Origin of the sequence: Kitasatospora sp. NPDC101157, from assembly GCF_044768255.1 — a bacterium.
GTDB lineage: Bacteria > Actinomycetota > Actinomycetes > Streptomycetales > Streptomycetaceae > Kitasatospora.
Window position 1 is genome coordinate 73231 of sequence record NZ_JBIWPL010000029.1, and the last position, 13234, is coordinate 86464.

Consider the following 13234-nt stretch of genomic DNA (forward strand, 5'->3'; position numbering starts at 1 on the left):
GTGCTCCCTCGTGGGGTGACGGCTGCTGCGGGCCGCGGCCCGCTACTCGTGATCGCTGGCCCCGGCGGCGGCGCGACCGTACCAGAGCGTGCCCTCGCCGTAGCGGCGGGAGCGCAGCACCTCGAAGCCCTCGGGCCAGCCGAACTCTCCGCCACGGGTGCTGCGCTCCACGGTGACGAGTGCGTCCTCCGCGAGCCAGCCCCCAGCCGACAGTGTGATCAGCATCTCGCGCAGTTCCTCGTCCGTCACGGCGTACGGCGGGTCGAGGAAGACCAGGTCGTAGGGGGTCTGCGGGGGCGGCCCGGCGATCACCTTCTCCGCCCTGGCGGCCCGCACCTCGGCGCCCGGCAGACCGATCGTCCGGACGTTCTCCCGGATCACCCGGGCCGCCTGGCCGTCCGCCTCGACCAGCAGGACGTGCTCGGCGCCGCGCGACAGCGCCTCCAGGCCGACCGCGCCCGAGCCGCCGAACAGGTCCAGCATCCGGGCCCCCTGCAGGGTGCCGCGGAACGCCTCCAGCGTGGAGAACATCGCCTCCCGGGCCTTGTCGGAGGTCGGACGGGTGCCCCGGCCGGGCGGTACGGCCAGCCGGCGGCCGCCGGCCGACCCGGCGATCACGCGGGTCATGGTGGTGGAAGGTCCTTTCGTCGCTGCCCGACCACGCTATCCCGCTCACCGCGCCGCGCTCACGCCGAACCCCCGCGGCCCGGCGGGGGCGTCCCCGCCGGGCCGCGGTCACGCGCTCGGGCGGTCAGCTCGCCTCGGAGCCCGCCGACTGGGCCGGGACCGCCGCGCCGAGCAGGGCCGGGGAGGCGTAGCGGGACCAGGACAGGCAGCCGTCGGGCGGGCAGAACTCGGGGCGGCGCGGGTCGTGCCCGAGCTCGCGCAGCTTGGTCCGGACGGAGTCGGGGGTGCGGCCGAAGCGGGCGGCTATCCGGGCGACGGTCTCGCCGTCGTGGAAGCGCCGGACCAGCTCCTCCTCGTGCTGCGGCACCCAGGGGGCACCGTGGCCGGGGTACAGCTCGCGCAGCACGTCACGGTCGGGGATGGGCTCGGAGACGTCGGCGACGATCGCCAGCGCCCGCAGCGCGCGGTTGAGCGCGATCCGCAGCGAGGCGACGTCCTCGACCGGCAGGCGGAGCTTGCCGGAGGCGAGCGGCGCGGCCGCCGCACCCTCGCGCCAGCCGGTCAGGGTGAGGGTGACCTCGCGGTCGTCGTCGCTGGCGAGTTCGATCCGGAAGACCTTGTCGCCCAGCGGGAGCTCGTTGAGATGACGGAATGCCATGGCAGGACCCCCAAGTGTCGCGCCAGGTACGCACCTTGAGGGTGCGCCCTGAACAACTCCATTCTCTCGCGGGGGTCTGACAGTCCGGCCTCGCCGAGCCCTGCTCAGCCCTTCTCCATGTAGGCCGCGCGGTCCTCGTCGAGCAGGCTCTCCAACGCGGTGCGCAGCTCCGGGTGGGCGGCCAGGTCCGGGTCCTCGGCGACCAGCCGGGTGGCCTCGGTCCGGGCGGTGAGGATGACCTCCTCGTCCTCCAGCACCGAGAGCACCTTGAGCGACGACTTCACCCCGGACTGCGCCTGGCCCAGCACGTCGCCCTCGCGGCGCTGTTCGAGGTCGATCCGGGAGAGCTCGAAGCCGTCCAGGGTGCCGGCCACCGCGTCCAGCCGGCCCCGGGCGGGGCTGCCCCCGGGCATCTCGCTGACCAGCAGGCACAGGCCCGCCGCGCTGCCCCGGCCGACCCGGCCGCGCAGCTGGTGGAGCTGGGAGACGCCGAAGCGGTCGGCGTCCATGATGACCATCACGGTGGAGTTGGGGACGTTCACGCCGACCTCGATGACGGTGGTGGCGACCAGGACGTCCACCTCCCCCGCCGCGAACCGGCGCATCACCTCGTCCTTGGCCTCCGGGGCGAGCCGGCCGTGCAGGATCTCCACCCGCAGGCCGCTCAACGGGCCCCGCACCAGCATCTCGGCGGTCTCCACCACCGAGAGCGGGGGCCGCCGTTCGTCGCTCGCGGCGCCGGCGTCCGCGACCTCCTCGAAGTCCTCCTCGGCCGCCCGGCGCTTCTTCTTCGCGCCCTTCGGGTCGACGGCCGGCTCCTCGTCCCCGATCCGGGGGCAGACCACGTACGCCTGGTGGCCCTTGCCGACCTCCTCGCGGACCCGCTCCCAGGCCCGGGTGAGGAAGTTGGGCTTCTCCAGCGCGGGCACGACGTGGGTGGAGATCGGCGAGCGGCCGGCCGGGAGCTGGTCCAGGACGGAGGTCTCCAGGTCCCCGAAGACGGTCATTGCGACGGTGCGCGGGATCGGGGTGGCGGTCATCACCAGCAGGTGCGGCGGCTGCTCGCCCTTGGCGCGCAGGGCGTCCCGCTGCTCGACGCCGAAGCGGTGCTGCTCGTCCACCACGACCAGGCCGAGGTCCTGGAACTGGACCTTGTCCTCGATCAGCGCGTGGGTGCCGATCGCGATCCCGGCGTCCCCGCTGGCCATGTCCAGCAGCGCCTGGCGGCGGGCCGGAACGCCCATCGAGCCGGTCAGCAGCACCACCCGGGTGCCGAGGTCGGAGCCGCCGAGCATGCCGCCCTCGGCGAGGTCGCCCATCATCTCGACGATCGAGCGGTGGTGCTGCTGGGCGAGCACCTCGGTCGGCGCGAGGAGTACGGCCTGGCCGCCGGCGTCCACCACGGCGAGCATGGCGCGCAGCGCGACGAGGGTCTTGCCCGAGCCGACCTCGCCCTGGAGCAGCCGGTGCATCGGGTGCTCGGTCGCCAGGTCGGCGGCGATCTCGGCCGAGACCTTCTGCTGCCCCTCGGTGAGGGTGAACGGCAGCCGGGCGTCGAAGGCGTCCAGCAGTCCGCCCTCACGTGCCCTGCGCGGCTTGGCGGGCAGCGCGGAGTCCGCGGCCCGGCGCCGGGCGAGGGCGACCTGCAGGACGAAGGCCTCGTCCCAGCGCAGCCGGCTCTGGGCGCGTTCGCGGTCGGCCTGGCTGCGCGGGCGGTGGATCAGTTCCAGCGCCTCGGGCAGCGGGATCAGGTCGTGCCGCTCGCGCAGTTCGGCGGGCAGCGGCTCGCCGACGTCGCCGAGGTGCTTGGTGAGGGCGGTCTCGATGCAGATCGACAGCTTCCAGCTGGGCATCTGCGCGCTGGCGCCGTACACCGGGATGAGCCGGCCGGCGAACTGCTTCGCCGCGTCCGACCCGGCGTCCTCGTCGAGCAGCTGGTAGTCGGGCGAGACCAGCTGGCGGGTGCGGTTGAAGACCCCGACCTTGCCCGCGAACAGGCCCTGGGCACCGGCCTTGAGCTCCTTCTGCCGCCAGCCCTGGTTGAAGAAGACCAGCGAGAGCCGGCTGCGGCCGTCGGTGACGACGACCTCCAGCCGGTCGCCCTTGCGGCCGCGGAACGGGATCAGGGTGACCTTCTCGATCCGGGCCAGCACGGTGACGTGCTCGTCGATCTCCAGCTCGTCCAGGCTGGTGAGCTGGCCGCGTTCGACGTAGCGGCGCGGGTAGTGGTGCAGCAGGTCCCCGACCGTGCGCAGCTTGAGGCTGTCGGCGAGCACCTTCGCGGTGCGGTCGCCGACGAGCTTGGTCAGTGGTTCATCGAGAGCGCCCATCAGGCCCTTGTTTACACCAAGGCACCGACGGACATCCGCCCGCTCGCCTCCGGGTCGTTCATGTCCGGTGCCGACGGTCGGCGCTCATTCGACCCCGATGAGCAGCGGCGTGGACTCCTGCCCCCCGTGGAACACCACCGAGTCCACCTCCGGCCGTTGCTGGCGGACGTGCGCCACCAGCCGGTCGGCGAGCGCCCGGTCGGCGCCCTCTCCGAGGATCAGGGTGACGAGTTCGCCGCCCGCGCCGAGCATCCGGTCCAGCACGCTCTCGCCGACCTCGGCCAGCCCGGCGCCGATCACCGCGACGTCGCCGTCGATCAGGCCGAGCACGTCACCGGCCTGGCAGACCCCGGCCATGGTCCAGGACTCCCCCTCGGCGACGGCCAGTTCGGCGTACCGGGTGGCCCCGGCGGCGGAGGTCATGGCGACCACGTCCTCGTCGAAGCGCCGCCCGCCCTCGTGCACCGCGAGTGCCGCGAGGCCCTGCACCGGCGAACGGGTGGGCAGTACGGCGATCCGCACGCCCTCCTCGCGCAGCTGGTCGGCGGCGGCCCCGGCGGCGGCGCGCAGTTCGGGGTCGTTGAGCAGCAGGACCACCTCGCGGGCGGCCGAAGCCCGCACGGCGTCGGCGAGTTCGGCGCTGGCCGGCCGGCGGTCCGGGTCGGCGTGCAGGACGACGGCGCCGGCCTGCTCGCACAGTTCGGCCAGCCCCTCGCCGGAGACCACGGAGAGCACCGCGCGGGCCCGCTCCTCGCGTTCGCCGCGCTCGGCGGCGCTGCCGGCCCGGGCGGCGGCCTCCGCGAAGTGGGTGATCCGGATCTGGTGCGGGCGCCCGGCCTCGACCCCGGCCTCCACGGCGGCGCCCGCGTCGTCCACGTGGACGTGCACGTTCCACAGGCCGTCGCCGCCGCCGATCACCAGCGAGTCGCCGAGCCGGCCGAGCCGCTCGCGCAGCCCGGGCAGCGCCGCGTCGGGCGCGTCCAGCAGGTAGATGACCTCGAAGGCGGGGTGGCCGGGGCCGGGCGGCCGCAGGTGCACCTCGCAGCTCTCCACCGCCCGGACGTCCCCGCGCAGCGCGACCGGTCCCATCGGCTGCTGCCCGGCGACGGCGTCGGCGAGCGCTCCGAGGACGGCCACCAGGCCGCGGCCGCCGGCGTCCACCACCCCGTTCTCGGCCAGCACCGCGAGCTGCTCGGGGGTGTGGCGCAGCGCGTCCCGGGCGGCCCGGTGGGCGGTGTCGGCGACCTGCGCGAGCCCCTCCCCGGCCCGTACCGCCTCGCGGGCGGCGACCCGGGCGACGGTGAGCAGGGTGCCCTCGACGGGCTCCGCGACGGCCTGGTAGGCGGAGTCGGCGGCCTGCTGCAGGGCGGCCCGCAGCTGGTCGGCGCCGCCGCCCTCGGCGAGCTTCTCGGCGGTTCCGCGCAGCCACTGGGCGAGGATCACCCCGGAGTTTCCGCGGGCGCCGACCAGCGCGCCGCGGGCCATCGCCCGGACGGTGTCGGCCAGTCCGGGGGCCGGGGCGGCGGCGGGGTCGGCGAAGCGGCTCTCCACCTCGGCGGCGGCGGACTCGACGGTCAGGTAGAGGTTGGTGCCGGTGTCGCCGTCCGGGACCGGGTAGACGTTGAGCGCGTCGATCTCCTTGCGGGCCTGGCCGAGCGCGCGCAGGGCGAGCTGGCACCAGGTGCGCACGGCCGGGGCGTCGAGCGTGTGCAGCACCAGGTCTCCTCCGGATGGGACGCCGTCATGGCCTGTGCGGCCGCACCGCACCGGATGCGGCGGCGAGGGGTGGTACCGGCAGGTTATCGGGGGCCGGGGAGGGGTGCCCGGACCGGCGACCGGAGCGATCACTCGGCCGGTCATGGTAGTTTCGTGGGACGGAAGCAAGCGTTGTATGCTCTTCCGGTTGCCTGGAACCGTCCAGGCTCACCCCCCTGGTCCGGTCTGGTTCACGCGAGTGCTCCGGTGGGTGGGCGGGGTTTTCGAAAGTAACTGATCTGAAGTCTTGGAGTGACTCCTGTGGCTGCCAACTGCGACGTCTGCGGCAAGGGGCCGGGCTTCGGCAACAGCATCTCCCACTCTCACCGCCGTACCCCCCGTCGTTGGAACCCCAACATCCAGACGGTGCGCGCTGTGATTGGGCGGACGCCGAAGCGGCTCAACGTCTGCACCTCGTGCATCAAGGCCGGTAAGGTCTCGCGCTGACGCGCAGACCGGCATGCCGGTCCTCCAGTGAGTCGGTTCATCCCCGGATGGGCCGGCTTCGCTGTTTCCGGGACCGGTCACGCTTTCCGGACGCACCGGTGATGGGCGGACCCCCTCCAGGGGCCCGCCCATCACTGCGTTCCGGTCAGCGCCAGCGCCAGGCGTGGTCGACCGGGCCGATCCCGGCGCCCAGGGCGAAGCCCCCGGCGATCGCGCCGGTGATGTACTCCTTGGCCGAGCCGACCGCCTCGGGCAGCGGCTCGCCCTTGGCCAGGCCGGCCGCGATCGAGCTGGCCAGGGTGCAGCCGGTGCCGTGGGTGTGCCGGTTGTCGTAGCGCGGCGCGCGGTACCAGTGGACCTCGCCGGGCCCCCCGTACAGCAGGTCGGCGGCCTCGCCCTCCAGGTGGCCGCCCTTGACCAGCACCCAGCGCGGCCCGAGGTCCAGCAGCGCCGCGGCGGCGGCCAGCATCTGGGACTCGTCCTCGACGGTCCGGCCGGTGAGCTGCGTCACCTCGTGCAGGTTGGGGGTGACCACGGTGGCGACCGGCAGCAGCTTCTCCCGGACGGTGGCCACCGCCTCGGCGGCCAGCAGCGCGTCCCCGTGCTTGGAGACGCCCACCGGGTCGACCACCACCGGGGCGTCCACCCCGGAGAGCAGGTCGGCGACGGTCTCGACCAGTTCGATCGAGGCGAGCATGCCGGTCTTCACGGCCTGCACCCCGATGTCGTCCACCACGCTGCGGAACTGCGCCCGGACGGCCTCGGCGGGCAGTTCCCAGTAGCCCTGGACGCCGAGCGAGTTCTGCGCGGTGACAGCAGTGATCACGCTCATGCCGTGGACGCCGAGGGCGAGCATCGCCTTGAGGTCGGCCTGGATGCCGGCGCCGCCGCCGGAGTCGGAGCCGGCGACGGTGAGCACGCGGGGAGGTGCGGTGGAGGACATGCGCCCAACCTACCTCCGGCGGTTCAGAGCACGGCCTCGGACTCCGCCCAGCGGTTCTCCGGCACGGTCTTCAGCCTGGTCACCGCCTGCCCGATCGGCAGCAGCTCGATGCCGGTCCGGCGCAGCGCGGTAAAGTGCCCGAACGCGCCCCGGTGGACGGCCTCCACCGCGTGCCAGCCGAAGCGGGTGGCGAGCACCCGGTCCCGGGCGGTCGGGGTGCCGCCGCGCTGGGTGTGACCGAGGATGACCGGGCGGGCCTCCTTGCCGAGCAGGTTCTCCAGCTCGTGGGCGAGCCGGTTGCCGATCCCGCCGAAGGTGCGGTGGCCGTACTGGTCGACGTCCCCGTGGTCGAAGCGCATGGTGCCGGGCATCGGGGCGGCGCCCTCGGCGACGGCGATGATGGCGAACTTCTTGCCGCGGTCGAAGCGGTCCTCGACCATCCGGGCCACCGCCTCGATGTCGAAGGGCTTCTCCGGGATCAGGATGCCGTGGGCGCCGCCGGCCATGCCCGCGGTGAGGGTGATCCAGCCGGTGTGCCGTCCCATCAACTCCACCACCATGACGCGCTGGTGGGACTCGGCGGTGGTCTTCAGCCGGTCGATCGCCTCGGTCGCCACGTGCACCGCGGTGTCGAAGCCGAAGGTGACGTCGGTGGCGTCGATGTCGTTGTCGATGGTCTTGGGCACCGCGACGACCGGCAGCCCGGCGTCGCTGAACAGCTTGGCGGCGGTCAGCGTCCCCTCGCCGCCGATCGCGATCAGCGCGTCGATGCGGATGTCCCTGGCCAGCGTCCTGGCGTTCTCCACCGCCCAGGCGATCCGGTCGCGCTGCACCCGGGCCGAGCCCAGGATGGTGCCGCCGAGGGTGAGCAGACCGGTGACGTCGTCGTGCGAGACCGGCCTGGTGCGGCCCTCGATCAGGCCGAGGAAGCCGTCCTGGATGCCCACGATCTCGTCGCCGTGGACGTCCGTGCCCCGGTGCACGACCGAGCGGATCACCGCGTTGAGGCCCGGGCAGTCGCCGCCGCTGGTCAGTACACCGATGCGCATGTGGGGTGTGCTCCCGCTCGCAGTGGATCGGACGGCCCGCGCCGGACGGCGGGCGGGCTCGGATGCCGCAAGCCTACGCAAAACGCATCCTGGAAGCCCGCCGCCGCAACGCCCGGAGCGTCACGCGCCCGCACCGGCGTCCACGGCCCGTCAGCCGTACGCCGTACCCCGGTCGGCGAAGTGCGTCACTCGGAGAAGTGGTCCCAGCCGCCGACCCGGTCCCAGGGTGCGCCGTCGACCGTCACCCGGCCGCTGCGCGAACCCCGCGGACGGCCGGTGACCTCGCCCACCACCCGCCAGCGGGACGGGAGTTGGACCCCGCGCGGGAAGGTCGCCACGATCGCGTGGTCCTCACCGCCGGACAGCACCCAGACCAACGGGTCCACCCCGACCGCCTGTCCGATGTCGGCCATCTGCGCCGGGACGTCGAAGTCGGCGGCCCTGAGGTCGATGTCCACCTCGCTGGCCCGGGCCACGTGGCCGAGGTCGGCGACCAGCCCGTCGCTCACGTCGATCATCGAGGTCGCGCCCAACTCGGCCGCGGCCGGGCCCGCGTGGTACGGCGGCTCGGGCCGGCGGTGCGCCTCCACGAAGGCGCGCGGGGAGCGGAACCCGCGCTGCAGCACGGTCAGTCCGGCCGCGGACCAGCCCAACCAGCCGCTCACCGCGACCACGTCGCCGACCTGGGCGCCGGAGCGCGTCACCGCCGCGCGCCCCTGGAGGTCGCCGAGCGCCGTGATCGCCAGCGTGACGGTGTCGCCGCGCACCACGTCGCCGCCGACCACCGTCGCCCCGGCGACCTGGCACTCGTCGCGCAGCCCGTCCATCAGCTCGGTGGCCCAGGTGGTCGGCAGGTCGGCGGGGGCGACCAGCCCGAGCAGTATCGCGGTCGGCACCGCGCCCATCGCGGCCACGTCGGCGAGGTTCTGGGCGGCGGCCTTGCGGCCCACGTCGTAGGCGGTGGACCAGTCCCGGCGGAAGTGCCGGTTCTCGATCAGGACGTCCGTGGTGGCCACCACCCGGCCGTCCGGGGCCTTCACCACCGCGGCGTCGTCCCCGGGGCCGAGGTCGACCGCGTCGGTGAGCGGTACCCGGGCGGTCAGCTCCCTGATGAGTCCGAACTCGCCGAGCTCGCCCACGGTCCCCTGCATCTGCCGTCCTCTCGCGTTTCCAAGTTCCAGCCCCCGTCGCGCTCCCCCGCGCGCAGCGTACGCCCTTCGGGGGTGCGGAAGTCTCCCCTCCCCGGCCCGCTGCGCGGTAGCGTGGTGATCAGCCTGCCGGTGAGCCCGCATCCACCCCTGCGCCAGACCGGGCGATCACGGCGGCGATCCCCCCAACCGGCCGCCGGGAGGTCACCCGTGGTACAGGCATACATCCTGATCCAGACCGAGGTAGGGAAGGCCACCGCGGTGGCCGAGACCGTCTCGAAGATCCCCGGCGTGCTCACGGCCGAGGACGTCACCGGTCCGTACGACGTGATCGTCAAGGCCGAGGCCGAGACGGTGGACGACCTGGGCCGCATGGTGGTCGCCAAGGTCCAGAAGGTGGAGGGCATCACCCGCACCCTCACCTGTCCGGTGGTCCACCTGTAGTCCCGGCTACCATCGGCGGGTGGCCAGAGAACTCCGCATCCCGAAGGCGCTGACCGCGCTCCCCGCGCCGGTCCGCTGGCTGGCCGTGCCGGTGGCGCTGACCTGCACCGTGGTGGCGCTGGTCGGCAGTTGGAGTTCGGCCGACCCGGCCGTCGAGGTGCCGCAGCCCTCCGGCCGGGCGGCCGGGTACTGCCGGGCCCTGGCCGCCGCGCTCCCGCAGGAGCTGCTCGGCCACCCCCGCAGGGACCCGTCGCCCGCCTCGCCGTACGTGGCCGCCTGGGGCAGCTCGCCCCGGACGGTGCTGCGCTGCGGCGTCGACCGGCCGGAGGAGCTGAACGGCCCGCACGCCGCGGACTTCTCCCCGACCGTCGACGACGTCACCTGGTGGTCCCAGAAGCTCGGCGACGGCGGCTACCGCTTCGTGACCACCATGCGCGCCGCCTACGTCGAGGTGACCGTCCCGGCCGGAGCCGCGCAGAACGCCTTCGACCCGGCCGCCGCGCTGACCCCGCTCGTCAAGGCCAACATCCCCGGCTGAAGCACCGCCCCGGCGCGAGGGGGCGGGCCGGGGAGTCCCCGGCCCGCCCCCGCGCCGTGCTACCGGAGGCCGGTCGAGCGGCGCAGCGCGCTCTGCAGCAGCCGGTCGATCAGCTCCGCGTACGAGACCCCGCTGGCCTCCCACATCTTCGGGTAGGCGGAGATCGGGGTGAAGCCCGGCATGGTGTTGATCTCGTTGATCATCCAGCTGCCGTCCTCCAGCAGGAAGAAGTCCACCCGGGCCAGGCCCTCGCAGCCGAAGGCCTCGAACGCGGCCACCGCCTGGCGCCGGATCTCCGCGACCTCCTCGGCGGTCAGCTCGGCCGGGATCCGGACCTCGGAGGAGTCGATGTACTTGGCCTCGAAGTCGTAGAAGTCGAAGCCCTCGCCGACCAGCACCTCGGCCGGGACGCTGGCCCGCGGGCCGTCCTCGAACTCCAGCACGCCGCACTCGATCTCGCGGCCGGAGACGCCCGCCTCGATGATCAGCTTGGGGTCGTGCCGGCGGGCCTCCTCGATCGCGGCGTCCAGCTCGGCCAGGTCCCGGACCTTGGTGATGCCGATGCTGGAACCGGCCCGGCAGGGCTTCACGAACACCGGCAGGCCGAGCCCGGCGACCCGCTCGCGCACGGCGGCGCGGCCCTGCTCGGTGTCCCACTCGCGCGGCCGCACGACCGTGTAGTGGCCGACGCCCAGGCCGTGCGAGGCCAGGATCCGCTTGGCGAACTCCTTGTCCATGCCGGCCGCGCTGGCCAGCACGCCGTTGCCGACGTACGGGACGCCGGAGAGCTCCAGCAGGCCCTGGAGCGTGCCGTCCTCGCCCCACGGGCCGTGCAGCAGCGGGAACACCACGTCGACCTCGCCGAGGGCCTTGGGGGCGCTCCCGGGCTCGCTCAGCAGCACCTCACGGCTGCCCGGGGAGACCGGCAGCGCGACCTGCCCGTCGACGTCCTCGGCGACGTGCGCCACGTCCGGCAGCCGGCCGTCGGTGATCGCCATCCGGGCCGGCTCGTCGCTGGTCAGCGCCCAGCGGCCCTCGTGGGTGATGCCGATCGGCAGCACGTCGTACTTGTCGCGGTCGATCGCCCGCAGAACGCTGCCCGCGGTCGAGACCGAGATCGCGTGCTCGGAGCTGCGCCCGCCGAAGACCAGCGCCACGCGCGGCTTCGGGGCGGACGGGTTCGGGGGGGTCTGTTCGATGCTCATATCGCGTTTGAGACTACCGTGCGACGTGTTTCCGGGAAGTCAACGCCTTCCCGGAGCGCCGCGACGTCAGCGCCGCTCCGCCTTGGCCGAGCGCGACATCAGCGCCTGCAGCGCCTCCTGGGTCGGCCGCCCGTTGTGCACCACGTCCACCACGGCCTCGACGATCGGCATGTCGACCCCGCTGCGCCGGGCCAGGTCCAGCACCGACTCGCAGGACTTGACGCCCTCCGCGGTCTGCCGGGTGGCCGCGATGGTCTCGGCCAGCGACATGCCCCGGCCCAGGTTCATGCCGAAGGTGTTGTTGCGCGACAGCGGCGAGGAGCAGGTGGCCACCAGGTCGCCCATCCCGGCCAGCCCCGCGAAGGTGTGCGGGTCGGCGCCCAGCACCTCGCCGAGCCGGGTGGTCTCGGCCAGCCCGCGGGTGATGAGCGTCGCCTTGGTGTTGTCGCCGAGGCCCATGCCGGCCGCCATGCCGACGGCCAGGCCGATCACGTTCTTGACCGCGCCGCCGAGTTCGCAGCCGACCACGTCGGTGTTGGTGTACGGCCGGAAGTACGGCGTGTGGCAGGCCGCCTGGAGCCGCTTGGCGACCGACTCGTCGGTGCAGGCCACCACGCTCGCGGCGGGCTGCCGGTTGGCGATCTCCTTGGCCAGGTTGGGCCCGCTGACCACCGCGACCCGCTCCGGGCCGACCTTGGTGACCTCGTCGATGACCTCGCTCATCCGCTTGGCGGTGCCGAGTTCGATGCCCTTCATCAGGCTGACCAGCACGGTCTGCGGCTCGATCAGCGGCGCCCAGGCGGCCAGGTTGTCGCGCAGCGTCTGCGAGGGCACCACGAGCACCGCGAAGTCGGCGCCGGCCAGCGCCTCGGCGGCGTCGGTGGTGGCCCGGACGGAGTCGGGGAGCCGGACGCCCGGCAGGTAGTCCGGGTTCTCGTGGGTGGTGTTGACGGCGTCCGCCAGCTCCTGGCGGCGGGCCCACAGCACGACCTCGCAGCCGGCGTCGGCCAGCACCATCGCGAACGCGGTGCCCCACGAGCCGGTCCCCATCACGGCGCAGCGGGTCACCGGCCCGTCCCCTCACCGTCGTTGTCGCCGGGGCTGCCCTTGGCCCGGCGGCGCTCGGCCAGCGCGGCGGCGGCCCGCTCGCGGGCGGCCTTGCGCATGTCGTAGCGCTCGGCCGGCGGCTGCTCGCCGCGGATCCCGGCCAGCACTGCGGTGATCGCCGCCATGATGTCCTCGGTGGCGTCGTTGAGCACCTGGGCGGTGAGCTCCTGGCCCCGGTACTTGCTCAGGTCGACCGCGGGCCCGGCCGCCACGGTCACCCGGTGCCGGGGGAACAGGTTGAACCTGCCCTTGCCGTAACCGGCCCGGCCGTACGGCGGGATGATCTCGTGGGCGCCCCAGTGCGCGACCGGGATGACCGGCGCACCGGTCATCAGCGCGACCCGGGCGACGCCGTTCTTGCCGGTCATCGGCCACAGGTCCGGGTCCCGGGTGAGTGTTCCCTCCGGGTAGAACTGCACGCACTGGCCGTTGTTGACGGCGTCGATCGCGGCCCGGAAAGCCTGCGCGGCGTCGGTGGACTCGCGGAACACCGGAATCTGACCGGTCTTGCGGAGCATGAATCCGATGAAGGGAATGGAGAACAGCGAGGACTTCCCGAGAATCCGCGGCGGACGCCCGCTGTTGTACTGCCAGTGCGCGTAGATCACCGGGTCGATGATCGAATTGTGGTTGACCGCGGCGATGAAGCCGCCTTCCTTCGGAATGTGCTCCCAGCCCCGCCAGTCGGGCTTCACCAGGGCGGTCGTCACCGGCTTCACCAGCACGGCCGCGAAGCGGTACCAGATGCCGTAGTCGGCGTTGCCGAACTTGGCGTACGAGCGGCGGGCCACCCCAGCTCCTTCTCTTTCGATGCGGCACGTGGGGTGCCGCGGTCATAGCCTCCCGGTGCCGCGCACCGCTGCGACCGGGGCCCGGCGCACGGGCGCGGAACAGTGTCGCCCGCCTGCTCGCCGACTGTCGAGCGAGCGCACCAACCCGCCCGGCGGGCGTGATCAAACGCACGTCCGCACAGCTCGGACGGC

General features: G+C 73.6%; 13 protein-coding genes. 3 read left to right on the plus strand and 10 right to left on the minus strand.

Features of this window, described 5'->3' with window-relative positions; genetic code table 11:
- Window positions 1–42 precede the first annotated feature (42 nt).
- From rsmD to ACIRVF_RS36480, 4 genes are all read right to left on the minus strand, one after another.
- Complete coding sequence (rsmD, locus tag ACIRVF_RS36465) at window positions 43–627, minus strand: 16S rRNA (guanine(966)-N(2))-methyltransferase RsmD (protein WP_402827977.1); 585 nt, start codon at window positions 625–627, stop codon at window positions 43–45.
- A 124-nt stretch (window positions 628–751) separates the two neighbouring features.
- Window positions 752–1285, minus strand: a complete 534-nt coding sequence (locus ACIRVF_RS36470; RefSeq protein ID WP_355674667.1) for a hypothetical protein — start codon at window positions 1283–1285, stop codon at window positions 752–754.
- 104 nt (window positions 1286–1389) lie between these two features.
- The gene (recG, locus tag ACIRVF_RS36475) at window positions 1390–3615 is read right to left on the minus strand and encodes an ATP-dependent DNA helicase RecG (RefSeq protein ID WP_402827980.1); all 2226 of its coding nucleotides are present in this window, start codon (window positions 3613–3615) and stop codon (window positions 1390–1392) included.
- 84 nt (window positions 3616–3699) lie between these two features.
- Complete coding sequence (locus ACIRVF_RS36480) at window positions 3700–5331, minus strand: DAK2 domain-containing protein (RefSeq protein ID WP_402827983.1); 1632 nt, start codon at window positions 5329–5331, stop codon at window positions 3700–3702.
- Between the two features lie 300 nt (window positions 5332–5631).
- Between ACIRVF_RS36480 and rpmB the strand changes: the two genes are divergently transcribed.
- Window positions 5632–5817, plus strand: coding sequence for a 50S ribosomal protein L28 (gene rpmB, locus ACIRVF_RS36485; protein WP_014138233.1), 186 nt, complete (start codon window positions 5632–5634; stop codon window positions 5815–5817).
- Between the two features lie 145 nt (window positions 5818–5962).
- On the opposite strand, the gene thiD is transcribed toward rpmB, so the two are convergent.
- The 3 genes from thiD to ACIRVF_RS36500 form a co-directional block, all read right to left on the minus strand.
- Complete coding sequence (gene thiD, locus ACIRVF_RS36490; RefSeq protein ID WP_402827986.1) at window positions 5963–6760, minus strand: bifunctional hydroxymethylpyrimidine kinase/phosphomethylpyrimidine kinase; 798 nt, start codon at window positions 6758–6760, stop codon at window positions 5963–5965.
- Window positions 6761–6783: 23 nt separating this feature from the next.
- On the minus strand, window positions 6784–7809 hold the full coding sequence (locus tag ACIRVF_RS36495) for an ATP-dependent 6-phosphofructokinase (protein WP_402827989.1): 1026 nt from the start codon (window positions 7807–7809) through the stop codon (window positions 6784–6786).
- A 185-nt stretch (window positions 7810–7994) separates the two neighbouring features.
- On the minus strand, window positions 7995–8960 hold the full coding sequence (locus ACIRVF_RS36500) for a thiamine-phosphate kinase (protein WP_402827992.1): 966 nt from the start codon (window positions 8958–8960) through the stop codon (window positions 7995–7997).
- A 207-nt stretch (window positions 8961–9167) separates the two neighbouring features.
- Here ACIRVF_RS36500 and ACIRVF_RS36505 point away from each other — a divergent pair, with 207 nt between their 5' ends.
- Both ACIRVF_RS36505 and ACIRVF_RS36510 read left to right on the plus strand, forming a co-directional pair.
- On the plus strand, window positions 9168–9401 hold the full coding sequence (locus ACIRVF_RS36505; protein ID WP_402827995.1) for an Lrp/AsnC family transcriptional regulator: 234 nt from the start codon (window positions 9168–9170) through the stop codon (window positions 9399–9401).
- 19 nt (window positions 9402–9420) lie between these two features.
- Window positions 9421–9939: a DUF3515 domain-containing protein gene (locus tag ACIRVF_RS36510; protein ID WP_402827998.1), complete on the plus strand. Its 519-nt coding sequence runs from the start codon at window positions 9421–9423 to the stop codon at window positions 9937–9939.
- A 59-nt stretch (window positions 9940–9998) separates the two neighbouring features.
- Here the strand turns inward: ACIRVF_RS36510 and ACIRVF_RS36515 are convergent, their stop codons facing one another.
- The 3 genes from ACIRVF_RS36515 to ACIRVF_RS36525 all read right to left on the minus strand — a co-directional run bounded on the left by ACIRVF_RS36515 (window position 9999) and on the right by ACIRVF_RS36525 (window position 13042).
- Complete coding sequence (locus ACIRVF_RS36515) at window positions 9999–11144, minus strand: D-alanine--D-alanine ligase family protein (RefSeq protein ID WP_402828001.1); 1146 nt, start codon at window positions 11142–11144, stop codon at window positions 9999–10001.
- A gap of 66 nt (window positions 11145–11210) precedes the next feature.
- Window positions 11211–12194, minus strand: coding sequence for an NAD(P)H-dependent glycerol-3-phosphate dehydrogenase (locus tag ACIRVF_RS36520; RefSeq protein ID WP_402828051.1), 984 nt, complete (start codon window positions 12192–12194; stop codon window positions 11211–11213).
- A gap of 14 nt (window positions 12195–12208) precedes the next feature.
- Window positions 12209–13042 carry a lysophospholipid acyltransferase family protein gene (locus tag ACIRVF_RS36525; protein ID WP_402828004.1) on the minus strand — a complete coding sequence of 278 codons (834 nt, stop codon included), beginning with the start codon at window positions 13040–13042 and terminating at the stop codon, window positions 12209–12211.
- Window positions 13043–13234 lie beyond the last annotated feature (192 nt).